This window comes from uncultured Tateyamaria sp. (assembly GCF_947497045.1).
Taxonomy (GTDB): Bacteria; Pseudomonadota; Alphaproteobacteria; order Rhodobacterales; family Rhodobacteraceae; genus Tateyamaria.
On record NZ_CANMEU010000014.1, the window covers coordinates 52,277 to 78,716 of the forward strand.

At 54.5% G+C, this 26,440-nt stretch carries 20 protein-coding genes; all 20 read left to right on the forward strand.

Features of this window, described 5'->3' with window-relative positions; translation table 11 throughout:
* Nucleotides 1–58: 58 nt before the first annotated feature.
* Nucleotides 59–4,450, forward strand: coding sequence for a strawberry notch-like NTP hydrolase domain-containing protein (locus tag Q0859_RS19420; protein WP_299154394.1), 4,392 nt, complete (start codon nt 59–61; stop codon nt 4,448–4,450).
* Nucleotides 4,447–5,484 (forward strand): toprim domain-containing protein, encoded by a 1,038-nt coding sequence (locus tag Q0859_RS19425; RefSeq protein WP_299154397.1) that lies wholly within the window; start codon nt 4,447–4,449, stop codon nt 5,482–5,484. Before Q0859_RS19420 ends, Q0859_RS19425 begins: the two co-directional genes overlap by 4 nt.
* A gap of 305 nt (nt 5,485–5,789) precedes the next feature.
* On the forward strand, nt 5,790–6,704 hold the full coding sequence (locus Q0859_RS19430; protein WP_299154400.1) for a DUF2493 domain-containing protein: 915 nt from the start codon (nt 5,790–5,792) through the stop codon (nt 6,702–6,704).
* A 541-nt stretch (nt 6,705–7,245) separates the two neighbouring features.
* Entirely contained in the window at nt 7,246–8,463 is a 1,218-nt protein-coding gene (gene repA / locus Q0859_RS19435) for a plasmid partitioning protein RepA (RefSeq protein ID WP_299154439.1), read from the forward strand.
* 72 nt (nt 8,464–8,535) lie between these two features.
* Entirely contained in the window at nt 8,536–9,531 is a 996-nt protein-coding gene (gene repB / locus Q0859_RS19440) for a plasmid partitioning protein RepB (protein ID WP_299154402.1), read from the forward strand.
* 164 nt (nt 9,532–9,695) lie between these two features.
* Nucleotides 9,696–10,994 carry a plasmid replication protein RepC gene (repC, locus tag Q0859_RS19445; protein ID WP_299154404.1) on the forward strand — a complete coding sequence of 433 codons (1,299 nt, stop codon included), beginning with the start codon at nt 9,696–9,698 and terminating at the stop codon, nt 10,992–10,994.
* A gap of 228 nt (nt 10,995–11,222) precedes the next feature.
* Entirely contained in the window at nt 11,223–12,554 is a 1,332-nt protein-coding gene (locus tag Q0859_RS19450) for a hypothetical protein (protein ID WP_299154405.1), read from the forward strand.
* 3 nt (nt 12,555–12,557) lie between these two features.
* Nucleotides 12,558–13,709 carry a hypothetical protein gene (locus Q0859_RS19455; protein WP_299154407.1) on the forward strand — a complete coding sequence of 384 codons (1,152 nt, stop codon included), beginning with the start codon at nt 12,558–12,560 and terminating at the stop codon, nt 13,707–13,709.
* Nucleotides 13,706–14,221 carry a hypothetical protein gene (locus Q0859_RS19460; RefSeq protein WP_299154408.1) on the forward strand — a complete coding sequence of 172 codons (516 nt, stop codon included), beginning with the start codon at nt 13,706–13,708 and terminating at the stop codon, nt 14,219–14,221. The genes Q0859_RS19455 and Q0859_RS19460 overlap by 4 nt, the downstream gene beginning before the upstream one ends.
* Nucleotides 14,124–14,984 carry a hypothetical protein gene (locus Q0859_RS19465; RefSeq protein WP_299154410.1) on the forward strand — a complete coding sequence of 287 codons (861 nt, stop codon included), beginning with the start codon at nt 14,124–14,126 and terminating at the stop codon, nt 14,982–14,984. Before Q0859_RS19460 ends, Q0859_RS19465 begins: the two co-directional genes overlap by 98 nt.
* Nucleotides 14,985–14,995: 11 nt before the next feature.
* On the forward strand, nt 14,996–16,156 hold the full coding sequence (locus Q0859_RS19470) for a hypothetical protein (protein ID WP_299154412.1): 1,161 nt from the start codon (nt 14,996–14,998) through the stop codon (nt 16,154–16,156).
* Nucleotides 16,157–16,681: 525 nt separating this feature from the next.
* The gene (locus Q0859_RS19475) at nt 16,682–17,020 is read left to right on the forward strand and encodes a DUF736 family protein (RefSeq protein ID WP_212706554.1); all 339 of its coding nucleotides are present in this window, start codon (nt 16,682–16,684) and stop codon (nt 17,018–17,020) included.
* A 139-nt stretch (nt 17,021–17,159) separates the two neighbouring features.
* The gene (locus Q0859_RS19480) at nt 17,160–17,825 is read left to right on the forward strand and encodes a DUF6088 family protein (protein ID WP_299154417.1); all 666 of its coding nucleotides are present in this window, start codon (nt 17,160–17,162) and stop codon (nt 17,823–17,825) included.
* Complete coding sequence (locus tag Q0859_RS19485; protein ID WP_299154420.1) at nt 17,822–18,862, forward strand: nucleotidyl transferase AbiEii/AbiGii toxin family protein; 1,041 nt, start codon at nt 17,822–17,824, stop codon at nt 18,860–18,862. Before Q0859_RS19480 ends, Q0859_RS19485 begins: the two co-directional genes overlap by 4 nt.
* A 377-nt stretch (nt 18,863–19,239) precedes the next feature.
* On the forward strand, nt 19,240–19,416 hold the full coding sequence (locus tag Q0859_RS19490; RefSeq protein ID WP_170124821.1) for a hypothetical protein: 177 nt from the start codon (nt 19,240–19,242) through the stop codon (nt 19,414–19,416).
* 401 nt (nt 19,417–19,817) lie between these two features.
* A complete protein-coding gene (locus tag Q0859_RS19495; RefSeq protein WP_299154426.1) occupies nt 19,818–20,540 on the forward strand; it encodes a helix-turn-helix domain-containing protein in 723 nt (240 codons plus the stop codon).
* Entirely contained in the window at nt 20,533–22,461 is a 1,929-nt protein-coding gene (locus tag Q0859_RS19500; protein ID WP_299154427.1) for a relaxase/mobilization nuclease domain-containing protein, read from the forward strand. Before Q0859_RS19495 ends, Q0859_RS19500 begins: the two co-directional genes overlap by 8 nt.
* A 15-nt stretch (nt 22,462–22,476) precedes the next feature.
* Nucleotides 22,477–24,390 (forward strand): type IV secretory system conjugative DNA transfer family protein, encoded by a 1,914-nt coding sequence (locus Q0859_RS19505; RefSeq protein WP_299154429.1) that lies wholly within the window; start codon nt 22,477–22,479, stop codon nt 24,388–24,390.
* A 392-nt stretch (nt 24,391–24,782) separates the two neighbouring features.
* Nucleotides 24,783–26,216: a hypothetical protein gene (locus tag Q0859_RS19510; protein ID WP_299154432.1), complete on the forward strand. Its 1,434-nt coding sequence runs from the start codon at nt 24,783–24,785 to the stop codon at nt 26,214–26,216.
* A partial coding sequence (locus tag Q0859_RS19515) for a hypothetical protein (RefSeq protein WP_299154435.1) occupies nt 26,213–26,440 on the forward strand: 228 nt, incomplete at its 3' end. The genes Q0859_RS19510 and Q0859_RS19515, both read left to right, overlap by 4 nt.

The following is a 26,440-nucleotide window of genomic DNA, read 5'->3' on the forward strand; positions in this document are numbered from 1 at the left end:
GCGATCCGGATGTGCTGGATCGCCTCCTTTTCCTGTTTTGAGACATTGGAGACACAACATGAATGCTCAACCTAAAACGGTGGCGCTTATCGACACTATTCACGCGAACCCGCCCACCTCTGAGACTGCGCATGGTCTGATTCATGCGGCAAATAGCCATCTGCCACATTTTGAGGTGGGGCAAGCCATTGATGCAAAGAGCTTGCGCGCAGCGATGGAAGCCGCTTTTGGCGCAAGTGACACAAATGGCGCATGGGTCTGGAAGGACGCCTATGATGCCGTCGAGATCGCACAGATCATGATGATCATGCGCTACGGCGCATTGATGCGAAAGCAGGCCGCATCGCCAGCCCAATTTCTCAGCATGATCGAACGCTTGTCCGCGCTTGCGCCATCACACACGCGACGCTCGGAAGAGAGCGTCCGTCTGCAGCAATTCTCAACCCCCCTGCCCCTCGCGGCGATTGTTGCGCAAGCTGCGGGCTTTCGCCCGTCTGACCTCGTTCTGGAGCCGTCGGCGGGCACAGGCATGCTTGCCGTATTTGGGCAGATTGCTGGCGCGGACATCGCCCTCAACGAACTGGCTGAGGTACGACGCGGTGTGCTGAGGGCGCTCTTTGCAGCTGCTCCGGTTTCTGGACACGATGCCGCGTCCATCGATGACAGGCTTGATCGCGCGATTACACCTTCTGTCATCGTTATGAACCCACCCTTCTCTGCCGCCCAACATGTCGACGGCAAGTTCCGCAAAGCAACCAGTCAACACGTTCTGTCAGCCTTGGCACGGCTTGCGCCTTCTGGACGTCTCGTTGTGATTACGGGCGAAAGCTTCGCACCAAAAACCAAAAGCCATCAGTCGACCTTCAAGAGCATTGACGAGGTCGCGGATGTCGTATTTTCGGCAGCCATTGCTGGCAAGGTCTTTGCGCGGCACGGCACGAGCATCGATACCCGCCTGACGGTCATCGACAAGAAAAGCGCGGGCGACGACGTCGCAAAGATTGACGCCGAGGACGTCTATCATCCGCTGTGCGAAACGACTGGTGATCTATTGGCCGCTGTTTTGGCCCATTGCCCAGAACGGCCCGATGAAATGCCCCCCTGCCCTACTGGCGCGCGTCAGATCGCACCCAACCCTGCGCCGCGGCTCAATCTGCATGCACTGCGTGATGCCGCCCGCCAAGAAACCCGAGACCTTGCTGCAGAGCGCGCGAAGCATCCCTTCGACAGCATTGACGCAATTCCGCTCGCCTATCAGCCGAAAGTCCGGGCAGACCCCCAAGGCACTCTGCAAGACGCTGTTTATGAAGACTACTCGCTGCAGGCCTTCCAGATTGACGGCGCTGCCACCCATCCGACGTCACTGGTGCAGTCAGCCGCCATGGCGTCTGTCCCGCCGCCGCTGCCAACCTACCAACCTCTCCTCCCCACTGGGCTAACACGTGACGGCGTTCTGTCTGCGCCGCAGCTTGAGAGTGTTATTTACGCCGGCCATGCCCATGCCTGTCATCTTAAGGGCTGGTTCAAGCCAAGCGAGATCGCGGGTCAGCTTGTTGCAGCGGCTGAGACTGATGAAGGGGCCTTTCGGCTGCGTAAAGGCTGGTTCCTTGGCGATGGCACCGGCTGTGGCAAAGGACGGCAAGTCGCGGGCATTATCGTCGACAATTGGTTGCACGGCCGTAGGCGCGCGGTCTGGGTCTCCAAGAGCGACAAGCTCATTGAGGACGCCAGACGTGATTGGATGGCCGTCGGCGGTCGGGACAGCGATATCGTGCCGTTGTCCAAGTTCCGCCAAGGTAGCGACATTCGACTGGCTGAGGGCATCTTGTTTGTCACCTATGCCACGCTGCGATCAGCCGAGCGTGAAGGCAAAGCCTCTCGTCTTGATCAGGTTATCGCATGGCTCGGTGAAGGTTTTGACGGCGTCATCGCATTCGATGAAAGTCACGCGATGGCAAATGCCGCAGGTGAGAAATCTGCGCGCGGTGACAAAAAGGCGTCACAACAAGGCCTTGCGGGGCTCGCATTGCAAAATGCGGTGCCTGATGCGCGCATCCTCTACGTCTCAGCCACTGGCGCAACCGTTGTCGGCAACCTCGCCTACGCGTCCCGTCTTGGCCTTTGGGGCACGGGCGATTTTCCCTTCGTGACCCAAGCCGAATTCGTGTCCTCAATGGAAGCCGGTGGCATTGCAGCCATGGAGATGATTTCGCGCGACCTCAAAGCCCTCGGGCTCTACCTCGCGCGGTCGCTGTCCTATGCCGGTGTGGAGTACGACATGCTGGTTCATGACCTGACACCAGCGCAGGTCGCGATCTATGACAGCTATGCGGATGCGTTTCAGATCATTCACAACAATCTGGAAGCCGCGCTTGAAGCATCAGGCATCTCGTCAGAGGGCGGCACACTAAACCCGCAAGCAAAATCTGCAGCGCGATCAGCCTTTGAAAGCAATAAACAGAGGTTTTTCAATCACTTAATCACGGCCATGAAATGTCCATCTCTGATCAAGGCCATTGAGGCAGATCTCGCGGCAGGCCATGCCGCTGTCGTGCAAGTCGTCTCAACCAGCGAGGCGCTGATGGAACGTCGCCTTGATGAAATCCCCCCTTCTGAGTGGCGTGATTTGCAGGTCGACATCACTCCGAGGGAATATGTGATGGATTATTTAGCGCATTCGTTCCCGACGCAGCTGTTTGAGCCTTACACTGACGAGAATGGTGAACTGCGATCCCGTCCTGCGGTCGATGAGGGTGGCACGCCGATCATCTGCCGTGAGGCCGAGCAGCGGCGCGATGCCCTCATCGAACACCTTGGGTCATTGGCACCCGTGCAAGGTGCGCTCGATCAGATCCTCTGGCATTTCAGCGGGGATGTTGTGGCAGAGGTCACGGGGCGCAAGCGCCGGATTGTACGGACGTCTGAGGGGCGCCTGAAGGTCGAGAATAGACCTGCCTCCTCCAACCTCGGCGAAACTCATGCTTTTATGGATGATAGCAAGCGCATTCTTGTGTTCTCAGACGCGGGTGGCACGGGGCGCTCCTACCACGCGGATCTTGGCGCTAAGAACCAGCGCTTGCGCGTGCACTACCTGCTTGAGCCGGGCTGGAAGGCCGACAACGCCATTCAAGGTCTTGGACGCACCAACAGAACCAATCAAGCGCAGCCGCCGCTGTTTCGCCCCGTTGCCACAAACGTCAAAGGCGAGAAACGGTTCTTGTCCACAATTGCCCGTCGCCTCGACACGCTTGGTGCGATCACGAAGGGGCAACGTGAGACCGGCGGGCAGAACATGTTCCGTGCTGAGGACAATCTTGAAAGCCCTTACGCGCGCGCGGCACTGCGTCAGTTCTTTTACAAGCTGCGCGCAGGTAAGATCGAGGCCTGCTCCTATGCGCGGTTTCAGGAGATGACAGGTCTGACCCTTGATGATGCAGATGGCTGCATGAAGGAGGTCCTGCCGCCTATCCAGCAATTCCTCAATCGGTGCCTGGCTCTCAAGATCAGCATGCAGGACGCAATCTTTGATGCCTTTGGTGAATTCCTGGCTGCGATCATCGAAGATGCGCGACAGGCTGGCACACTTGATGTTGGTCTCGAAACGCTGCGTGCCGAGCGGTTTGTGATTACAGACCGTAAAGTCATTTTTGAGCATGAAGCGACCGGTGCAACCGCCACAGCGCTGACGGTCGAGCGGACTGATCGCAACGCGCCGCTGACGCTCACCAAGGTCAAATCTATTTGCGCTTCTATGACCGATGCGAAGCTCTATTGGAACGCCACCTCGAAGCGTGCGGGTCTGATGACAAATGCGCCCGCCTACATGGACGAGGACGGGGTCCCGACCCGGCGGATCAAATTGCTGCGTCCAATGACCTATGATTTGTTCGAGCAGAGTGAGTTTATCAAATCAAACTGGCAGGAAGTCGATGATGCTAACTTCGAGCAGCTTTGGCAGGCTGAGGTCGACGCCGTGCCGGAGTTCACGACATCCAAAATCACACTAATCTGCGGCTTGCTTCTGCCGATTTGGGATCGCCTGCCCGCCGACAATATGCGGATTTATCGTTTGCAGACGGAAGATGGGGAACGCGCTATCGGGCGGTTGGTTTCTCAGGAGCAGCTGATCAACGTTTATGCGCGACTTGGGCTCGATACGGACATCCAAATGGAACCTGACGACGTCCTACGCGCAGTTATGGAGACCCGTGCCACCTTCAGTCTTATAAACGGGTTCCAACTCCGTCGATCACTTATCATGGGTCAACCACGGCTTGAGTTAATCGGTGCGACGGGTCCGATACTCGCTGAGTTGAAGGCCATGGGCTGCTTTACCGAAGTGATCCAATGGAAGACGCGGATGTTTCTGCCCTCAGACAACCTCAATGTACTGACGACCCTCTTGGCGCGCTTCCCTGTGGGCACAGCTGTGGATGGCGCGGTGCAATGAAAAAGCATGTTTCGATTGCTGAGATTTCAGCGGACCTTGGGGCGCGTGCAGAGAGTTTCTGCCGCGCCTATTTCGCGGAGGGACACCGTCAGGGAGATTATTGGCAAGTTGGTGATACGTCAGGTGCCGCGGGCCGCAGCCTTGTGATCCGGTTGCACGCTGGAGATGGGCGTAAGGCCGGTAGGTGGACAGACTACGCCACCGGTGAATTTGGGGACCTCATTGATCTACTGCACGCCAGACTTGGATCACGATCTCTGCATGAAACCCTCCTTGAGGCCGAGCATTTCCTTGGACACGCGCCGCTTTCTGCACAGCGGATATCCAACAGGACGTCGAAAGGTGCTGGTACGGCTAATACCAAGCGCATTGCATCGGCACGCAGGCTCTTTGCCGCTGGCAGGCCCATCCTGGGAACTGCAGCAGCAGCCTACCTGCACAGTCGCGGCATCGCACACTTTGGGCCTGCCTTGCGCTATCATCCTCGGGTCTATTTTCGTGGTGCGAACACTGGTCCAGATCAGCCAAGCTACGCCCCTGCCCTTCTGGCGAAAATCACGGACAATAAGGGCAATACTACCGGGTGCGCACGGACATATCTGGACCCGATCACGGGTGGCATAGCAGGCCTGAGCAACTCGAAACGGATACTGGGCCAGCTTTACGGCAACGCCGCGCGGTTTTGGTCAGGGTCCAATCTGGAAGACCTCATTGTCGGCGAAGGTCTGGAGAATACGCTGTCAGTTGGCACTGCCTTGCCAGAGTTCAACCTCGCGTCCTGTCTGACAGCGACACATCTTGGCCTTTTCATTCCATCGTCAGGTATCAAGCGCATATGGATTGCACGGGACAACGATGCGGCAGGAGAACGCGCTGCGCACACTCTTGCATCCAAACTGGCATCATCGGGCATTGAGTGTGAGTGCCTTGTCCCAAAGCTTAACGATTTCAATGAAGATCTGTTGGCATTTGGTAAGGACAGGCTTCGCGACACTTTGCTCTCAGCCATGAAAATGGAAGGTCTACCTAATTGAAAGTAAAGCACGAACATCGGTTTCTAGTACTTCTCGTGGCAGGCGTTCCAGCGCGTTCGATCTGATCCCGTTTGGATAAGGGGAGCGATGGGCCAACGGGTCGGAGCTGAGTGCTCCTCGCCCGACCCGCAATGCGCCCCCATCAGAAAATTCCCCTGCCCCTGAAGGGTCATTCCTCGCGGGCCAATTTTCTGCCGCGGGCGCATTCTCCGCTGCGCTGCGATCCCAAGGGATGCAGTCCGGTCGCCGCCGGTCCTGTTATCGCCCCATCCAAATCGGGTCAGATCAAACAGAGGAACAAGACCATGCCCCTTCAAGACAAAGCCAACCCCGAAGATCACGGCCTGACATCCGCAATCCTCGACCACCTGGCACTCCATGGCGCAAAGCCTGGACCCGATGAGATCGATCATCGCCCCCTGCCCCAGCCAGATCAGGTCGAACTCGCCATGGCGACGCTTTTTGACACCACCATTAGTTTGCTCGACGACAGCCAGTTGGAAGACAACCTCGAAGAAATGCTCTGGTCCCTCACCTCCCTGTTTCATCGCCGTCTCACCCATCTGCAAAGACGCCTTGATGACAATGAATGCGAGGTCCGGGACAGCATGAGCATACAGGACGGCTCCGAGGTTGCTTCAGTCGAGCTGGAGCGTCTGCAAATGATCGGGCTAAAGCTCTGGGATCATCGTGACGCCTTTGAGCAAATGCGCGATCTGGCTTGTGACCATTTCTCAGCCGCGACTGGAACGCCGTGGATGCCCCGTACCGGATCGAAGGTTTCGCACAGAGGTCTGACATCTGCCGTGGTGGACAGTCGGGCCTTTTTGTCAGCCAAGCGGCGCAAAGAGATCGAAGTACACTGCCCCGAAGGCACCCGCATCGCTTTCTCAGGCGGGGACTATCAAGCTTACGATCTTATCTGGTCCGTCCTTGATGCCACGCATGAGAAATACCCAGATATGGTTTTGCTGCACGGTGGCACGCCCAAAGGTGCAGAGATGATCGCGGCGCGGTGGGCCGATGCACGGGGCGTGACACAGGTGGTGTTCAAGCCTGACTGGAAAAGTCATGGCAAAGCAGCCCCCTTCAAGCGCAACGACAAGATGTTGGAAATCCTGCCTCAGGGTCTCATCGCGACACCTGGATCAGGCATTACTGAGAATATTGTCGACAAGGCACGCAAGCTCGGGATCCGTGTCAAAAGGATTGGGGTGTAGTGTTACATGGTTTAACTGCGGAAGGTGTCTTGCCTCGGCGGTATGTCACCTCCCCTGCCCCGCTCTATGCAGCTGAGAATCGGATGATCGATTCTTTCATTTCAGCGCCGATCTAGCCTCAGATTGTCGCGGCGAGTTCTGCATCAGATGAATTTCTTGGATCGACCATGTATGCGGTAACTTGGGTTCATTCTTCTGTGGCTAAAGTACTGGTCGGTGAACCTAACCGGTATTGTTAGAGTATGCGTTGAAGAATTTTTGACAGCCGTGCAAATCTGAAAAACATCAATATAACAAATCCTTAATGCAATATTTCTTGTTGAAAGCGCTCAGCTTTAGACAAATCCGCGCAGCTGCAAGTGCAAGATTTAGTGGATGTTGCAGCGCATTCCACTGTCAGTAGCGACCCAAACAAGCCTGCCCTGTCAGCCATGCCCACTGAGGCTTGGGCAAAAAATCGTTGTGGATAACTCATATCCGCGCTAAGTCACAGTTTAACGAGATAAATCGCGCAAAAAGCGATATTAGGCGAGGCGGCAGCATGGGATCAGCACCATTCCAAGGCGACAAAGGGAGTATACCCTTCGATGAGATCATTCTCCAGCAGGGAGAACTGATTTCTGATCGCCTCAATATATTGCGTCAGCAGCAGTATCCACCTGACGCTCAAAAGGGATTGCGCCAGTTTTCCTTGGCGGAAGTCGCCTATTTCCTCGGTGTGACGCAGTCGACCATCAAAAAGCTACATCTCGAGGGCAAAGGCCCTGAGCCTGAGACCTCCTCGTCCGGACGTCGCTCCTATTCTGCTGAGCAAATGTTGGAGTTGCGCGCTTATCTCGATGCCAATGGGCGCCCAGGCAAACGTCGTTACTTGCCCGGTCGGTCCGAGGGTGATGAGCTACATGTTATTTCGGTCGTCAATTTCAAAGGTGGTTCCGGCAAAACAACGACTGCTGCGCACCTTGCTCAGCACCTCGCGCTCAAAGGACACCGCGTACTGGCGATTGATCTCGATCCGCAAGCGTCGCTCACGGCTCTGCATGGCATTCAGCCTGAGTTAGACTCTGTTTCGTCCCTTTATGAGACATTGCGGTACGACGATGAGCGCCGTCCGATAAGCACGGTCATTCAGCCGACCAATTTCCCGAACCTTGACATCGTACCGGCGAGTCTCGATCTTCAGGAATACGAGTATGACACGCCCGTAGCTCTGACGAGCCGAGATCCGTCTGAGGGGCGTGCCTTCTTCACGCGTATCTCCAAGGCGCTCGAGGAAGTTGATGATCGCTACGATGTCGTGGTGATCGACTGCCCTCCTCAGCTCGGATATTTGACTCTAACCGCACTTACAGCGTCTACTTCTGTGCTTGTGACTGTGCATCCTCAGATGTTGGATGTGATGTCTATGAGCCAGTTTCTTTTGATGCTTGGCGGTATTCTGCAGACCATCCGAGAAGCCGGCGCAGAGATGAAGTTGAAGTGGTTCCGATACCTCGTGACCAGGTTCGAGCCGACCGATGGACCTCAAAAGCAAATGGTCGGATTTTTGCAGGCAATGTTCCCTGATCAAATGCTCGGCGCGCAGATGGTGAAGTCGACAGCAATCTCTGATGCGGGGATTACCAAGCAGACGCTTTATGAAGTCGAACGCGCGCAGTTCGTGCGTTCGACCTACGATCGCGCGATGACGTCTTTGAACGCCGTGAATGACGAAATCGTGGATCTTGTACACCAAGCATGGGGGCGCGATCTGCCATGATTTTGACAGCCGTGCAGATTGGTTTTGACAGCCGTACAGACCGCCGGACTTACAAGAATTTGGGAGAGCAACATGGCTAGAAAAGATCTGTTGAAATCCGTGATGGGTGACACTGCGCAAAGCACGTCCGGGTCCGAACGCTCGAGCTACGCAATGCGCGGTGCGTCGAAATCTATGAAGGTTTCCATCGATAGCCTGGCCGAAAACTCCAAGCGCTTGCTCGAAGGCGAAACCATTGTCGAGATTGATACCGATCTTATCGATGCGTCATTCGTCAATGATCGCCTGAGCGGTGATGATGATGCCTTTGATGAGCTGAAGAGGTCGATTGCGGCAAGCGGTCAGGACACGCCGGTGCTGCTCCGTCCGCACCCGGAGTTGACGGGACGTTACATGATCGTCTTTGGGCATCGCCGTGTTCGTGTCGCGCGGGCATTGAGCCGTCCGGTCCGTGCTGTTGTCAAGGAGATGGATGATGTCGCGCATGTCCTCGCACAGGGCCAGGAGAATACGGCGCGGGCCGATCTTTCCTTCATTGAAAAAGCCTTGTTCGCCAAGAACCTTCGCGACCTTGGTCAGGACAAAGACATCGTTCAGCAAGCTCTGACAATCGATGGAACGCTTCTGTCGCGCATGCTCTCGGTTGCGAGCACTGTTCCAGAGCACCTGATCGAAGCGATTGGACCGGCCAAACAGATCGGTCGCGATCGTTGGGAAGCCTTCAAGAAGCTCATGGCCGAGAAAGCCAACGTCAAGGTTGCGGACCGCATCTTGTCAACCGATGGCTTTGACCAGCTTGACAGCGATACGAAGTTCGAAATTTTGCACAGCAAGGTGGCCGAAGCGGGCAGGGTGCCCAAACGGCGGAGCGCCAAGGCAGCGCCAGCGAAACGCACGTGGACGGCAGGTGAAGGCCGTATCAAGGGCGTCGTTGGTCGCACAGGTCGCGCCTACAACATCTCGCTGACATCTAAGGATTCCGCTGGGTTTGGGGAGTTTCTCTCAGAGAACCTCGATCAGCTCTATGCGGATTATCTCGCTCAATCTGAGGAGACATCGACACCATGACCTGAGGCAAAAGAAAAGCCCCCAAGCCAAAGCGGCCCGAGAGCTTATCCGATTGATTAGACACCTACTGGATACCGCTCCCGCGAATCACTGTCAACGAAAGAACGTCGATTAGGCGAACGGGATCCTTTTGCCTCCATAAACCACGGAGGTGAAATACAGGCATGACACAGAGCGGTTGGCGCAAGCCGACGCCGGAACTTCTACAAGCCCAGCGGTTTGCAGAAGTCGGCGAACAGTTAACTATACCCAAAACAAGGGCGATCGTTGCAACGAAGAAAGTCGCGGCGGCCATTGGTTTGAAGTCCCAAGACTTGCTTTTGCTCGATACTTTTGGGGCTGTCACACAGCCTCAGGACTGGGAGCAGGGCAGGCGGCCCATTGTCTGGGCGTCTAACCACTTCTTGATGGAGCAGACCGGGTTTTCTTTGGCTACACTGCGCCGCCATGTGCGGCGGCTCTGTGAGGTCGGGGTGATTTCAATGAAGGATAGCCCCAACGGCAAACGCTGGGGGCGTAGAGATGCAGACGGTGTGATTGTCGAGGCTTATGGCTTTGATTTAGCGCCCATGGCCGCACGCGCAGAGGAGTTTGAGGCGCTCTACGAACACCTACAGGCCGAAAGAGCGCTCTGTGCGTCCTTGCGCAACGCAATCACCGTGACCCGGCGCATGATCCGCGCAAAGATCGAGAAGGCGCTAGAAACGGGCCTGCGTGGACCGTGGCCGAACCTTCAGGACGTGTTCAGAGAGCTTCTAGAGGGCCTTCCAGCGCGATCTGAGAGGGCAGGGGGGCTTGAGTGCTATTTGGATCGGATTAAAGCCTTCCTGACCTCTGTGGAGCAGTCTTTTGAGATGGCCTTTGATTGGCCGACTGAAACGGATGCAGCACATACTTCGAAAGCATCAAGTGAGGGACAGAAAACTACACATATGAAACCCACGAGTCTCGAAAATGACACCCACATACTAACTACAAATGAACCTAAATCTGTAATTAGTAATCGCTTTGAAACAAAGCACGCAGCGGGCGTTGTGCCCAAAGAACCAATGGTAGCGCAGGATGAGAGGCTAGAAGACATTGATCTTGATATAAGCTGGAGTACCCATACCAATAAACGCAGCTCAGACATTGATGTGCCGACGCTAATGGCCTCCTGTCCGCATTTTGCAGAAATGGCACGCGGGTCCCAAGGTTTCATGCGAGATTGGAACGATGTGCACCGGGCAGCTGCGGCACTGAGGCCAATCGTTGGGATTTCTGAGGACGCTTGGAACGTTGCAAACAAGATCCTCGGACCAGCGGTTGCTGCGGCATCCATCGCGCTCATCCTCGACAAATCAACGGAGGGTGAAATCAAATCGCCGGGCGGTTACCTGCGAGGGCTCGTTGAACGCGCACAAATTGGCGAATTGCACCTTGATCGCAGCTTTTATGGCCGGTTGAGCGGAGGGAGCGTGTAGAGTAGGAAATTATTGATAGAGTCTGCTCTGGATGTGTCACGCGCCTGTGCCGAAAACGCTCCATCTATCGGCCAAGCACTCACGACATTTTCTGTGTTACAAACCGTTTTGCCGAAAAAAACTTGAAAATCGCCTCAAAGGCGATCACCTTCGTTCCAAAATATCTTTACTTTGACAAATTGGACTAGTTTTCTTTTTCTCAAAGAAATTTGGTGGAGGAGAATTCATATGGCTATTTTTCGGAAAGTAATTGGTGCCGCCTGTATCGCAAGTTTAGTGATTGGCCAAGTGGCAAGCGCAAACACAACAGACACACAACTGTTTGATGCGACGGAAGCGCTGGCGGTCGAATTTGGCGCGTCTTGGTCTACTCGGGTGCAATCAACAGGTGTGCAACTGGATGAGCTTCTAGAATCTCTTGCCGCCTTTAAGGCATTTCGTGACAAGCTTGCCAATGACGGGGTGGCACTAACGGCTAGTGAACAACAGGAGTTGGCACAAATCGGTGAAACACTTGAAACTCAACTGACGGCCGCATCCCAACGCTTCAGCGATGTCGCGACAAATGTCGCCGTTCCTGATCATCTGAAAGATTTGGTGCCTGATCCGCAGTATCAGTTGCGTTGCGCCGATTTTCTGAAAGTCCTCAGTGCGGCCGGGGATGGAGAGCGCCAGGCAATTCTTGATGAGATAAACGAGTGTGCGCGGGCCACCAAGGCTGCCTTTGACAGGTTGAACGCTTATCAAGTTGAGCTCGAAACACAGCTAGCAACTATTGATGATGAAATTGCAGAGCTTCTAGACAAGAACAGCTTGACAGAAGAGGAAAAGGAACGGCTCCAAGAGCTGCAGGAACAAAAGGACGAAACCACCCAGAAGATCGATGAAGTTAAGGAAGAAAAGCGCAAGCAGTTTGAGCTACAGATGCTGCTCGCGTTGGCCATGATTGTTGCTGGGGCGGCGCTGATGGCTGCCGGTGTGCCCGTCGGTGCCGTGCTGATCGAATCTGGCGTCACAGCTGCCTTTACCGCTACTGGCAAGCAGATGCTTGATGATCTGACTGCAGAAGATGCAGCCACAGATCAGGTCAATCCGCCTGCTGAAGGGCCGGTTCAGCAGCAAGCGGCGGATAGTCTGAAAGAGGTCTATGAAAATCCTTCGGACGAAACCGTAACGAAGGAAGATTTGGCTGCACGTGAATTTGACGGGCAAATTATCGATAGCGGTGAAACCGGAACTGTGTATTTTACCGCCGAAAATCTAGGAACCGCAGATGCTCGGCTTCGCGTCTACAACGTTTCGGATAATTCGGTGCTCTACGATCTACCGGCAAGCCATATTGCCCCTACCGAAAGTGGGGTGGGTCTTGCGGATATTAGTGTGCTTTCAAGAGTGGCATTCATCTCGGAACTGCAGGACAGCGGTACCCTCGCTTATCGTCTAACAACGACATCCGCTGCAAAAGGGGGTGATGGTGTTGAAGACCATATTGATCAGTTTATGTATCTGCAGCTTTCGCCATTGGTAAATGGATTTGTACCCCTTGCGACGTTTGACTGACCCATGCGCTGGCGACTGTTGCCATTCGGAGATGTGTTCGCGGTTCTGATGATTGTGTTCCTTGTTCTTTCGCTGTCTGTTGGCGGTAATCCAAGGGCAGCCTCAGAAACTGCGAACAAGGAACCGGCGGTTATTTTTGTAGGTCAAGCTGATCCTCTTGGATTTACTCTCGATTCATTTTTCGCAATCGGGACATCTTTGGACGGAACCTTGCGGTTCCAGAGCCCAGCGAACAAGATTGCCAGCCGCCGGGGCATGGAAATTTTCAGGGGGCTTCGCGAGCGATCTTCTGTGGTGGCAGGTTGGCGTCCTGGAGTGCCCACATTTGGTGAATGGTTGGGACGTGAGCAAAATGAAATGGAAATGCTAGCGCTCGGCCTTTCAACCTTTCAAATAACCCGATCTATGGCGTTGCGGGCATTAACAGATGGTGATTTGCAGGTAAATATGGCGGAGGATGACCGTCGGCGCAGGATCGTTGAAGTCCAAAACACTGGTCTGACAAACATCTTCTATCGGTTGACGCCGACAGGTTGCGAAGAAGTTCAGATCGAGATTGAAGCAAGCGAAACCCCAACAGATGCAAATGTATCATTGACAGGGTTTGACGCAGGTTTTTATGAGCGCTCATCGCTTTCTGTACTGCTCGAAGCTGATCGTGAAAACGATGTCGTTGTTGCTGGGCTTGCACCTCTAACACCGCAGCTGGATCAAGCCCGGCAAACTATGGCCGACATAGACTTTTTCGTCAATCCTGCCTGTAATCCCTTTGATTTCGCCAACTCTCTGGAATGCCAAGCCTTAGGGCTAGCGCCCGAAGATAGCAACATAGTTTGGCAGCCGAATGCGCCGGAAGATCGAGAACTTCTCAGCCGGCTCATGCGTAATAGCAGTGGCTTTAATCCGTTGACACTGCGATATTTTAGTCCCGACAAAGGAGAGCGTTTTTTCCGGCTTAAAGTTCCAGCTGAAGTTCGCAGCAACCCTATGCAGGTGGGATTATTGTTTCCGCAGAAATCTGTCTGCGAAGGAAATTTTCCTCTTACGCCGGAAGGTTTTGACAGCTTAGATTTTGTAATGCTGCCCTTCGAAATGCGCGTGGATGCTGGCAACAAGGTTAGCACGTCGTCGACGTTGGTGGAGATCACCCGATGATGGACAAAGACGCCCCGCTGGTTGATGTTATGTCGTTTCTGTTTGTCTTCGCCCTTGTGGTATTCGTGACGTCTACTGATGGATCTATTGACGAACCGGGCATTCCGCCAAGGCTGATCACTGTTAGTGTCGCCCCTGTTCAGATTCTTGCAACAGAGCTGTCATTTTCCTGTGCTCCTACTCGCAGCGCAAGCGATGGACAGTTGCGCATCGCTTTATTCACCGCGGGTGTAGAGCAATCAACACCGGCAGCTACTGCTTTCGGACAATGTATACAATCTGTTGGTATCGAAGATCGCGCAGTTATTTTTTTAAGCACCCAGGACGATGACCTTCCACGGTCTCTGGCTTTTGTTATCACAGATATTGGCGACCTAAATCGCATCAATCAAACATTGGATATGGAGATCCGCATTGAAGGCAGAAACCTCTGCCAGACGAGGCTTCACCAGCTTACGCTGGGCAAAGTGGCTCCTCTGGTTATACCTCTGGCCGACGACAGCAATTGCTGAAGGCAACTGCGCTCTGACGCCTGCATCAATATTTGCTTCCAGTTTTGTGGGCACGCTGACTGGCGAACCCTATGATGGGCTCTATCGTGACGGTAAAATTACGCGCCGCCGCGATACGAGCGATCCTTGTCTGTTCTGGATCAGCCTGAACGATGTCGGTTATGCCGTTCGCTATACGCCGGGGTCTACCAGCCATGCAGCGGCTTGTCCGGTAGAGGTGAAACCACCGATACAGTTTGCGGACCTGTCGAACTTGTTACCGCAGGCTTTTGTGGATGGCCCGTTTAAGGACATTATGCACGAGCCTGGCTGTCGCCTGATAGGCCTGTCGTTAGCAGGTGGGACAGGGTTTGTTGCGACCAACCGTATCCGGCCTAGTACTTCTGTCTGGGCTTTGGGGTCCGAAATCCGCGAGATTTCAGAAACTCTGTCGATACCACAAGATGAGGTGACACTTGCGCTGATATTCCCGCTTGTATTCACCCCTGGCCGTGAGCCGCTCACGCTTGGTAGCTGGGGCCTCGTCTCTGATCGTGGGGGGGCTTATGAAGTGCAGCTTTGGAAAAGCTTCCAAGTCGCGGCCGCCACGCCGCCGCTGGTCGCGTGTAAGCCAGATGCAGCTAATTACGACTGGAGAGAAGATCTGGACCTGTTTGGTGATCTGACGGGCCCTGGCATTACGTCAGATGCAGCGTTTCGACTGGCCCTTGTCTCTCCGCCACGCGGGGTTCATGACATTCGCGTCATGGCCTTCAACTGTTAAAGGAGGCCAAAATGAACCTTTTAAAATATCTCGTTAACTCGGCAATCTTGTTCGTTGTGCTGCTCTGCAGTGCATTTGTTGTCACCATGATATTACGCCTGCAAGATGCTCATTCCGTGGGACTTGTTGAGTTAACTGCATTTGAGCAAAGCAGCCTCGAACTGCCGGAACTGATGGCAATATCTGCATCGGGCTCGGGCGAAACATATATTTTAGATTGCCGCGCTGATGGTAGCTTGGCCACGGGCCTTAACACTTCGGCCATGTCGCAGCCTGACTGGGCTCGTTTCAGATGTGACGTGCGCCTTGGCGATGATCGCGTTGTATTGGCCTGGTTTCATTTTGGCGAACGCATTCCTACCGATGCCCCAGGCTGTGGCGAGACGCGGGAGTATCTGTTCAGTTCGCAAGTCTGGCCCTACCGGCCAGTTTTCTCTGATGCACAGCTTGAATTGCCGGAATTTGAAACAACATTTGGCCACCTGAGGGATATCAGATTAACAGGTAGCGAAATGACGCCTTCTAAAGAAATTCTCGGCTCTGTCCGTCCATGGTGTTTCTTAGGCGAACGTGCAGCACAAATATCCTTTAATCTCGAGGCCCCATCGGTGGAAGCAATTGTTGCGGGGCGCCTCAAGGAGGCCGCAACCCTTAGCGATAACGATATGTCCACTGATAGTGCCCGTCGCATCGCGCGGGAGCTGACTTCTGTGCTCGCTCGAAATTCTGGTGTATTTCATGTACGCCAAATCGCGGGGGATGATGCGCCGCCGCGCAATGGGCTGCGTCTGTTGCTGACAGGGTGGTTTGAGTATTTGATTCTTTGCTTCGGAACCTTTGCTATTGCAGTATCGGTGATTGCTATGGCTACATTTAAAAGGACAAAAGAAACGGCCCGCGCCCTAGGTCGATTGAGTGTGCGCATTACTGGCATGCTGACATATCTGGGCTTGTTAGGAACGCTTTATGGCGTATTTGGCGCGGTAAACTCCTTGAGTTCTGTGGATTTCCTTAATGAATTCAGAAAGGTATTCGACCAAACGGAGTCCTTTGGATCAATGTCGCTAGCGATTGGTACCTCAGTTGTTGGACTAGGGGCGGCTGTAACTGTTGGGCTGCTACAATCACTGCTGTCGGGTGGTGCAAAGGATGATCCCTTCCGGGAGGGTTAAGCAAGAAGCTTGGTCTGAAGGGGCCGGGCAAACCAACATTCCGGAATTCGAAACGTGAATCCACTTGTCAGAAATTGATAGTGGCCTGTGACACGCTGCCTATTGCAGCGGGGCCCTTTCCTTTGGACAGTCTAATTGTCAACGCAGTTAAAACGATGCCGATATTGGGAAATTGATCGCGGTGCTAAGGTGGACCGTAGCATGGCTCTGATGCTTCGCTTTTATCAGCTTGGGGGTGAGTGAGTTTGCCAACCTCATTGCTGAGTTAAATATCGCTTGAGCGATTGCAGCGACGTAGTCACTGGCTTTCTCCATATGTGTTGAGTTGCTCGATAATGCTGGTCGCAGCTGCCGGCCCGTTCACAAAGGTTGTCCCCGATCTTTTTCCCCTGTCCCTGCGGGCCATTCCTCGCGGAACAAAAAGAGCGGAGCCTGCCCCTCTCCGCTACGCTCTGCCTTCGGTGTGTCCGGGCCTTAGCCAGCTGCAAAGTGACCATCATTGCAACGCAAACAAGGAGAAAAGCAATGACCACGAACTGCATCAAATTCACAAGCGACGATATCGAAACAGCGAAAGGCGTAGGGTCCATTTCAACCCTGAACTTCGATCTCGACATCACAGTCGAACCCATCGCCAGCAGCAACCCCATGGCACCGACGCACCGCGTCCTTGGCCGCTCCCCTCGCGGCAAACTGGTCGAATGCGGTGGCATCTGGAAAAAGCAGAACAAGGACACCGGTTCTGACTACTTCACCCTGACGGTCCGCGATCACGCCTTCAACGCCAACCTTGGCAAAGCCGCGAGCCAAGATGACATGTCCCTGCAGGCCATCATCCCCTGGGGTCCCAAAGAGGCCGCTTAACAAACAAGCCAGACCGCTTCGGCGGTCTGGCTTAATGCTTGAAGATGCGAGATTTCGACCTCGCGTAAAGTGTGTATGTCCGAAGTAAGCAGCATTTTTCGGACTCGTATTTGTCCGAAACTTGTGGCATATTTCGGACATGACAGATGATGCGCAAACCAAAACACTGCCAGATCGCTTGCGCGCGCGCATAGATGACGCGCCGCGCCAAGTGTGGACGCCGGCTGATTTTGCCGACATCGGCGCTCGCGCTGCCGTCGACAAAACGCTGCAACGCATGGTCGCGTCCGGTCAGCTGCGTCGCATTGAGCGCGGGCTTTATGACAAGCCCTCTCAAAATGCGCTGACAGGCAAATCAACTGTACCAGACTACCGCGCTGTCATCGATGCAATCGCGCGCCGTGACCAAGTCCGGTGGTTGATCGATGGGATGACGGCTGCCAACACGCTTGGTCTCACCAACGCGGTGCCAGCCAAAATCGAGGTGCTTGTTGATGCACGGCTCAAGCCGGTCACATTGGGCAAGCAAAAGATCGTCTTCAAACATGCGGCCCCAAGTCGGCTATACTGGGCTGGGCGGCCTGGCATGTACCTAGTGCAAGCCCTGCATTGGCTTCATGACGTCATGTCGAATGATGTCGAAGGGGAGGCTGTTCGCAAAACTGTCCGGCGTCTGCTCGCCGATAAGGAAACGGGTCCGGCTCTTTTGGATGATCTGAAGGGCGGCCTTTCGGCCATGCCGATCTGGATGCAGGATATTTTGCGTGCGCTTCTGTTTGATGCTGGAGAGGGAGATCAAGGATGAGCACCGCAGGTTTCCAGAAGATCATTGCTGCCAGCGTTGCAGATCGTGCTGATCTGTTTCTTGCCGCCGCGAACAGGCTCGGCGCGCCGCTGATCAATATCGAGAAAGACTTCTGGGTCTGTTGGACGTTGAATGCGCTCTACCATCGGCTTCCCTCTGGTGGTCCACGGCTCTTGTTTAAGGGCGGGACATCTCTCTCAAAGGCCTATGGCTTGATTGATCGGTTTTCCGAAGACATCGATGTGACCGTCTTTCGCGATGATCTTGGCCATGGGGCATCGCCCGAGGAGCTGGGCGCGCTTTCAGGTAAGAAGCGCAAAGCTGTGATCGAGGCGATCCAGAACGACTGCCACGCTTATATTACGGGACCGCTTCTTGAAGCGTTATCCCTGCTGATCGCCGAGGACACGGGTGGGGCAGGTCGGATCGAAATTGACCCAGATGATGGCACGGGACAAACCCTTCTTGTCTGGTATCCGCGGGTCGACGGATCCGACACGGGCTATGTTCAAGCGGCTGTCAAAATTGAGTCCGGTGCGAAATCCGCTCTCGACCCCAACAGCCCGCAGCTGATCCGCCCGTACATAGCGGACGATTTGGAGGGCATCGATTTGGATGTCCCGGACGTTCGGACGATTGATGCAGAGCGCACGTTTTGGGACAAGGTCGTCATCTTGCACGGGTTGCGAAACTGGTTTGATACGCGCGGCGAGTTAAAGCAGGACGGGCAGCGCGTCTCGCGCCACTACTACGATCTGCATTGCATGTTGGAAACTGACGCGGGTAGGGCCGCTGTGGTCGACTTAGAGCTGGGTGCGGATTGTGTGGCTCACGCGAAGACATTTTTTAACCGTCCTGATTTCAACCTCGCTACGGCGAAGCCTGGGACATTTTCTCTCTTATCATCTGATGACATGGCCGAGCGGTTGATGGGTGATTACAAAAATACCGAGGCGATGATCTTTGGTGAGGCTCCATCCTTTGATGCAATCCTGGCTTCGATTGGGGCTCTGGAGGAGCAATTGAACCGACCATGATCTTGCGAATTTGAAGCCACCGTTCGGCTTTTTGAGGCGTTTTGGTTGGCGTGCGATTTGCAGCACCTTCGCATTTGAGCATGTCATACTGTCCTCTGTCGCACGCAGGCAAACTGGTGGACGACAGTTCGATCTATCATCAATTTTGTACCCCTTCCCATTGACCTGTTGGCCCATCAGATCGCTAGCCCGGAGGCGCGCGGCCTGCAACGCTTGGGCGAGGTTTCTGGACGGCTAACGCCTTGCGCTTTGCGCACAACAAACCTCGCCCGTCGCGTGCTCCATTTCATTGCGCCCCAAGTTGGGTGCAGCCCGCTCTGATGCCTCCAGTCTTTTCCACGATCCGTCCAACGACGATCAATGGAAAGGATCACAACATGACATACGAACAATCCCTCGACCTCGCAGAACTGCAAGCTGACATGGCATTTGAAACCTACCTCTCAGCCTTTGAAGAGGGCGACCATCCCGAAGTCATCGACAGCCTCGCTACCGAGGCTCTGATCGCACAAGATCGCTGCGCAGATTTGCGCACTCAGGATCTGGCTCATTGAGCCAGATAACCCTGCGGATTGATTGATCCGCAGGGGTAAGGGACTTCCTGTCGGGGGCCCAGACAGGAAGTTGTAGAAGCTGACACCGACGCGGTCGGGCGTCAGCTTTCTTGGTGTTCTCATGTTGATCACTTGTCACGTCTTAAGCTGCGCAAATCCTTGCGTGTCGCTTTGAAGGTGATGGCTCGCGCTCTCTTTACGCGGGGGGGCCAACAAGCTCTGCCAGAATGGGTCTGATGCTCGGTGTGGCTTTTGGCAGGCGGTGCGAAGTGCATAGAAATTGACTTCATACAAAAAGATAAATTGCGCAATATGTAATATTGATATATGAAGGAAGGAGAAGAGAAGGACGTTGGCAGGATATGCCACTTGTCTGCGACATTTGTCCGAGGGGTCTAGAAATGAAGACAGGAAGACCAAAACGCCTCAAACTGGAGAAGCGCATTGAACTGGCGCGGCGCTACCATGCAGGTGAAACCCCAAAGGTCTTGGCAGAAGCCTACGGCGTCTCTCGAAGGCATGTGACGCGGCTTGCCAAGGAAGAGCAGGGCGAAGGACTGGCCGTGCGTGATCCCTCTGAGCGGGTCAGTTTCCGCGCCTCTGCCTCGGAGCTCGCAGCCTTTGATGCAGAGTGGCAGACACGTGGGTTTGCCAACCGCTCTCAAGCCCTCAATGCAGTGCTGCGCGGACGGTGTGGGTTCCTTGATGTGCCACGCGATCTGGTCGCTGAATTCTGTGCCAGTTGGCGGCAAGCCAAGAACGTCAGTGATGCCGGTTTGGCGCTGGCAAAGGCGGTGCATCGCGGCAAGGTGTCAGTGTCGTCTGAGGACCGCGCTTTGCTCGTTGACCTGCTTGATCTTGCGCAGAGCATGAGCCGTGAGCTTGGCCAGATGAAGGATGCAGCGCAGGTCCGGCGCAAGCAGGATTGGCCGTTAAAGGAAGAAGGGGATGCTGCCCTGCGGGCGCATCCAGATGAACCCATAGGGGCTGCATCTGGGCTGCGATTGGTGGCAGGGGAGGGGGCCCGCAAAGGGGAACGGGTGTCGGCGGGTTTGGTTTCGACAGGAGAGGCTGTGCCGGAGGTGGGCGCGGCTGTGATGGATCGGAACATCTCCAATGGCTGATCCGCTTGCCCTCTATAGTTCCGTCATGGGGAAGCTCTGGGAGGATGAGCGGATCCGGGGCAAAGCGGCGGCGCGGATTGATGCGCGCATTGCGGGTCGGCGGCAGGGGCGCAGCTTTACCCGCGTGGGATCCATGTCTGCGCGCAACGTCGCCAAGGCCGCCAGTGGCCAGAGCCGCGCGGCCGTGTTCAAGCGGATCAGGGCAGGGGGCTGTAAGACGCAAGCCTCTCTTGGCAATCAGCTTGCCTATATCAATGACAAGGCCGTCTACACCTATTCGACCATGACCAATGCGCTGACCGATGAGGCGGTGCTGTCTGAGGATCAGAAGTCAGATATCATCGAAGCTTGGGCCGAGACGTGGCGCGGCTCGACCAAGCTTGGGTTCACCTCGCATATGCTGTTGTCGTTTCCGACTGACGTCACCGTTGATCAAGTGCGCGACATCGCCATGGACTGGACCGAGCATTTTTTTGAGAGCGGTGAGTACGGCGATCAGTGGGATTATGTTCTCGCCGTGCATGACGACCGCGCCCACAAACACGCCCACATCATTCTGAACAATCGAGGCCTCGATCAGGGCACATGGTTTTCTTGCTGGGCCGAGGGCGTGATGTCGCCGCAGTTGATGCGCGAAAAGCAGGCCGAGATCGCTGAAGGTTATGGCGTCATGTTGGACGCGACGACACGGCTCGAGCGGGGCATCTTCGAGAAACCCGCAGGCCTCGCTGAAATCTACCGCGCCAAAGAAGAGGCGCGCCTGCCGCGCGAGATTATCATGACGGCCGAGGAGACTGCCGTCGCACAAGCCCAGGTCGTGGGCTTTGCCAAAGACTACACCGCGTTCGCCGACCTGCTGGACCGCATGGATCAGAGCCATATCGCTCGCGCGGTGCGTGGCATGGCCGCCAACCTTGGCACGGGCACCCCTTGGAAATTCACCGAAGGAGATATCGATATGAAAGACATCAAGACCGTCGGTGATGCCATCGACTATTCCGAGCGTACGATTGAAGCGTTGCGGCTGAAGGCCGAAGAGCTGGACGTGTCCGAGCGTGCCGCGTTTGAGGCAAAGGCAGCGCCCGTCATCGCTGATCTGTCACAAATGGTGCCCGACCCCGAATTGCGGGCCCGGTTTGGCAAGCAGCTTGAAGAACCCTATCCGCCCGGTGCCGGAAGCGAGGTCCTGATTGCAGCGCTGCAATCAGGCAATGATGACACTTTGAAAGAGGTCCTCGCGCAGGCTGATGAGGCGGGCATGGACAGTGACGAGCTGGTCGCACGCATCACCGCAGGCGGGACCAAAAACTACGGCATGGCGCAGGACTGGGTTGAGCGGGACATGAATGCCGTCCTGAGCAAAGACGGATTGACGGTCGACAGTGCCAGCGATGAACAGCTCGACGGGGCCTTGCAGCGTGTTGATGGGGTCATGGAAGCGTTGACGGAACGAGCCAAAGAACTGGGTGTCGCAATCGGGTTGAGCCTTGCAGAAGAAGAAGCAGCGGATCTGCCCCTGATCGATGACGATGATCGCACGCCAAATACCTATCTGCAGGACCTGGCAGATATGCTCCGCGATGGGCTGCTGTCTGAGGCTCAGGAAGAAACCGTTGAGCGCACCTTGCAGGCCGAGCTGTTCAAAGAGCTGGGCGAGGAGGGCCTCGGCGAGCTGCGGCGCGGGAATTACGAAGTCCTTGATGACGTGCTGCCGAGCAAGATCGATCAGATCACCGTTGCACAAGAATTCTTGGAAATGACCTTTGAAGAAACCGGCGATCAGGTGTTCACCGATCGCGCATCCAGTCTGCAGCAGGACAAAGCAACCGAAGTGGCGCAGCTCAAGGGGCAGCAAGAAGCGCAGACTTTGGGCAAAGATCTCGGGCGCGACCGCGGTCTCGACGACGAGATGGAATTCTAAGGGGAGGATGGACAGATGAACAAAGCATTTCCTCTTTGGGCCGCACTGCCCTTTGGCGCAATCTGCGGTGCAATCCTCGGAACCATTGTCGCGAGCTTCTATCTGACCTTGGCGCTGCGCATGGGGTTTGGCAATTTCGACATGCTGGCGGTTTGGAACGCCGGTGCGGGATTGCGCGGCGCACACCCAGAGGCGTTTAAAGTCGCCTATGGTGCCGTTGGCTTTGGATCCCTCGGGCTCGGTGGTCTTGCACTTGCTTGGACTTGGAAGAAAGAACGGGATGACTACGGGTCGGCCCATTGGCAGACCAAACCCGAGCTTATGAAAAATGATATGCTTCACAAGCCGGGGAAGGGCTTTGTGTGTGGCAAGCTGGGTGCGCCAAAATCGAAAGGCGAGTTCATTTCTTCGGCGGCAATTCCCCATGTGATGATGGTGGCGCCAACGCGGGCCGGTAAGGGTGTTGGCTTCGTGATCCCGAACTTGATGGCCTTCGCAGGCTCGGTAGTAGTCCTCGATGTCAAAGGTGAGAACTTTGAGAAAACGTCCCGCTTGCGCGCACTCAATGGGGATGAGGTCTATCGCTTCAGCCCGTTTGATTGGTCCAATGCCACGCATCGCTACAATCCGCTGTCGCGCATTGCGAAAGCTCCAACGTTCGCGCAACGGTTCACGGAAGTCAGCATCTTGGCCGATCTCTTTCTCGATAAGGACAACAAGACGCTGGATACGTTTTCCGAAGCGGGTAAGTCGATCTTTGTGGCAGCCTGTCTGCTGGCGATCCAGCGCGGCACGGCAAACCTTGGCGAGGTGAACAAGATCGTTGCGGGTGGTGAGTACAAGAACGCCCAATACAAGACCTATGCCGATGAGGCCGAAGAAACCATTCTGCGTGAGCTTTGGACCAACGCGGCCAGCGCGTCGTCGCGATTGCTGACCTCAAATATTCAGGCGCTGATGACGGCGGGCCTAAAGCAATGGGACAATCCTGCGGTGCGCTCAGCGACGCTCGACAGTGATTTCGACTTTGCGACGTTCCGCAAAACGCCGCAGTCGCTCTACATCGCTGTGTCCGAGGATCACATCGCGACCTTGGCGCCGCTGTTGCGCCTGATGTTCGCGGATTTGATCGCATCAATCAGATTGAACGAGCCCGGACCAGATGAGCCATGGCCTGTCATGATGATGATTGATGAATTCCAGCAGATGGGTGCGATGCCGTACCTTGAGCGCGCTATTCATTCGCTGGCGAGTTACGGGGGTAGGGTGGCGATGATCGCGCAATCGCTAGCGTCTCTGGATCGCATCTACGGTCCTGAAGGGCGAGAAAGTTTGGAAAACGGGGCAGGGCTCAAGCTTTACATCACGCCGCGGGATCAGCGGACAGTAAAGGAAGTTTCGGCGGCTGTGGGGAGCACGACCCGTGAAGCGGTGACGCGGATGTATGGCCGCAACAAAGGAATACTGGGTGCGACCTCGACGTCTGCGCGGTTGGAGGAGCGGCCGTTGTTGTCGGAAACTGAAGCTAGGCTGATGGACCCTGATGAGGTGATCATCCTTGCGTCCCCGCAACATCCGATCAAAGCGCAAAGGGTGAAGTATTTCGATGATCCGGTGTTCAAGGCGATGGATGCCAAACAAAAGGACAAGCCGTTTCCTTATCCGCCGAGTGTGGAAGGTGTTGGGCCGTGGGGTGTTGGGGGTGACGAAGACAGAGCGGAGGGGGCGGACGATACCGGGGGCCATTCGCCGGCAAGAGATCGTGCCGAACGGCGTGAGGCGCGGGGGATGCGGGTCATGGCTGAAGGGGTTGAGCTGGAGGAGCCGCCAGCGCCGGAGACGTTGGAACGGGAGGCGGGTGTCCCGAAGGCTTGGGAGCAAACGCTGGATATGCGGGAAGAGCTCATCGAGGAGTTGTTGGATGGTTAAGGTACGATGATATACGGCATGATTGCACAGCTGACTTCATGTTGTGTAGTTTAACCCCAGTTTGCACACTATAATCAACTTCTGAATTTCACTTGACGGCCGCTTCGCTAGCCAGTGTTCTCAAACATGATTTGGTCATGTACCTCACTTATGATGCTGTAAAAGCAAACATAATCAAAAGATTAGATGATTGGATGCTTCAGTCGCAACGCTCTCTTGGGTTGTTCTCAGTGCAATGCACTACGCGCGTCAACAAGCATGTTTGGGCATCCCAATGTAACAGGATCATTAATCGCATCTGCAAATATTTGCATGTGTGAAATAGCGCTTTAGCTTTTCATCCGTAGCTTTGTTCGTAAACGTGTCTACATTACCCTTCGAGAGGAAGTGTGATGTCGAAGAGAAAAACTAGCTGGACGCTGACTAGCCATGAGACGGCAGCGTTTGAAAATCTTAGAACCCGGCTCGGCTTTACGAACAAAGAGTTCTGCCATTTTGCAAAGTCCAATGTGGCAGTTTTTTCTTTGATCACAAATGGAAAACGCCCTCTATCTGAGGATCTATGTGAAAAACTGGACGTATTTCTTTCCCATAAACGAGATGCGCTTCCTGACTTAAGTGAGACAGAATTCGAGGAAATATCGATTGCAATTAAGTCATTTCTGAGACGGGGGCCAAACAACAATCTAGACAACTATGTCTATCATCCTCCTGGGAGCTATCTACCGATCGGGGCGCTTAACTATGTTGAAAGGTACTCTGATATCTTGGTCGAGCGTGAATTGATAGGTCATGGGGAGGCGCATTCCGAACACTCCATGTTAAAAAGTGTATATGTCGTCGGTGGTGCCGGATCAGGTAAGACCAGTCTTCTCAAGAGAATAGTTCCAATTGCCCAAAATATGGGCCGGCAGCCAATTGTTGGCAGAATGGCTGATTTCTTTGATGGAGGGGAATGGCCATCGAAGAAATTATCAAAGCAAGAAATTTGGAACGCTTGTGGCTATGCTTTATCGGGTGGTGAAGAAGAATTCAGAACGAATGACTTGGACCCAGAAAAAAGGAGCTTCAACAGAAGTTTCCGACGGTTGCTCCATCGCCATCTGATGAAGAAGCCACGAGCAATCCGGATAGTAGAGGACTTCTATGAATTGTCACTCAACTCAGAAAATATTGAGGATGTTTGTGATCTTCTCTTCACGCTATTTGATCGACAAGAGCGAAAGGATGATAATCTGATCTTTGTTTCAGACGACGGCCTAGCGGGATCAATACAAGGCGTTTCGGACTATGTGACTCGTGGAGCATTTATCGAATGTGGGCATGTTGATACAATTTCTCTAAATAAGTTGGTTAACGTGGTTCTTGGTGATCATCCTTCAGAAAAATTGGTCTGGAACGTTCTGGAGGCTATTGAAATCATGCGAGATGCGTTTGGTTGTTGCTTATTGTTGCACCATGCTGCGCTCCACAAAGTCCGTCAGATCCCTAAAGAACAGTACGGGCATTATGCGACAGTTTCCGCTCTAGATGAGGCGATTGAAGCGATCTTGGATGAGCTGGAAGGAAGTAAAAACGTTACCTCGTCAAAATGTAAACATGATGATGAGCTTGGAAAATTTGCAGATTCTGTTTCCAGGCGGCTAGCGCTACTAGAGCATCATGAAGGTTCCGATACCCTAATGTCTGACTTAGCAAGTGGCTCACTTAGCGTGGGTGTTAGCTTTAGGGCCAGGCGCTTTCTTGAATGGAGCGGATACGTCGAACGAGGTGGAGGGGTACCAGAATATGTTCAGCGGCTCTGCAAGAGAGCAACGGCTAAATGACAATTTTTAATAGATATCATACATTTGCCGAAATTACAGATAGGCAAACACAGGTATATGTTGAGCGTCCCTTTGATGCCGAATTCCGTACGGTTGTGATTGATCGTAGTAGTGAATGGGTGCCGATGCTCTATGGCAATCGTCAGATGGGCAAGACTAGCCTGTTGTTGAAAATAATTGACGAGTTTACTGAGGCGGGCATCAAAAGCATCAGAGTCGATTTA

Excerpts from the sequence above, each read along its gene's own strand:
- Q0859_RS19450 (WP_299154405.1), top strand. The coding sequence starts at position 11,223 with ATGGCTATTTTTCGGAAAGTAATTGGTGCCGCCTGTATCGCAAGTTTA.
- Q0859_RS19425 (WP_299154397.1), top strand. The coding sequence starts at position 4,447 with ATGAAAAAGCATGTTTCGATTGCTGAGATTTCAGCGGACCTTGGGGCG.
- Q0859_RS19495 (WP_299154426.1), top strand. The coding sequence starts at position 19,818 with ATGAAGACAGGAAGACCAAAACGCCTCAAACTGGAGAAGCGCATTGAA.
- Q0859_RS19460 (WP_299154408.1), top strand. The coding sequence starts at position 13,706 with ATGATGGACAAAGACGCCCCGCTGGTTGATGTTATGTCGTTTCTGTTT.
- Q0859_RS19490 (WP_170124821.1), top strand. The coding sequence starts at position 19,240 with ATGACATACGAACAATCCCTCGACCTCGCAGAACTGCAAGCTGACATG.
- Q0859_RS19480 (WP_299154417.1), top strand. The coding sequence starts at position 17,160 with ATGACAGATGATGCGCAAACCAAAACACTGCCAGATCGCTTGCGCGCG.
- Q0859_RS19470 (WP_299154412.1), top strand. The coding sequence starts at position 14,996 with ATGAACCTTTTAAAATATCTCGTTAACTCGGCAATCTTGTTCGTTGTG.
- repB (WP_299154402.1), top strand. The coding sequence starts at position 8,536 with ATGGCTAGAAAAGATCTGTTGAAATCCGTGATGGGTGACACTGCGCAA.
- Q0859_RS19500 (WP_299154427.1), top strand. The coding sequence starts at position 20,533 with ATGGCTGATCCGCTTGCCCTCTATAGTTCCGTCATGGGGAAGCTCTGG.
- Q0859_RS19475 (WP_212706554.1), top strand. The coding sequence starts at position 16,682 with ATGACCACGAACTGCATCAAATTCACAAGCGACGATATCGAAACAGCG.
- Q0859_RS19505 (WP_299154429.1), top strand. The coding sequence starts at position 22,477 with ATGAACAAAGCATTTCCTCTTTGGGCCGCACTGCCCTTTGGCGCAATC.
- repC (WP_299154404.1), top strand. The coding sequence starts at position 9,696 with ATGACACAGAGCGGTTGGCGCAAGCCGACGCCGGAACTTCTACAAGCC.
- repA (WP_299154439.1), top strand. The coding sequence starts at position 7,246 with ATGGGATCAGCACCATTCCAAGGCGACAAAGGGAGTATACCCTTCGAT.
- Q0859_RS19510 (WP_299154432.1), top strand. The coding sequence starts at position 24,783 with ATGTCGAAGAGAAAAACTAGCTGGACGCTGACTAGCCATGAGACGGCA.
- Q0859_RS19485 (WP_299154420.1), top strand. The coding sequence starts at position 17,822 with ATGAGCACCGCAGGTTTCCAGAAGATCATTGCTGCCAGCGTTGCAGAT.
- Q0859_RS19430 (WP_299154400.1), top strand. The coding sequence starts at position 5,790 with ATGCCCCTTCAAGACAAAGCCAACCCCGAAGATCACGGCCTGACATCC.
- Q0859_RS19455 (WP_299154407.1), top strand. The coding sequence starts at position 12,558 with ATGCGCTGGCGACTGTTGCCATTCGGAGATGTGTTCGCGGTTCTGATG.
- Q0859_RS19420 (WP_299154394.1), top strand. The coding sequence starts at position 59 with ATGAATGCTCAACCTAAAACGGTGGCGCTTATCGACACTATTCACGCG.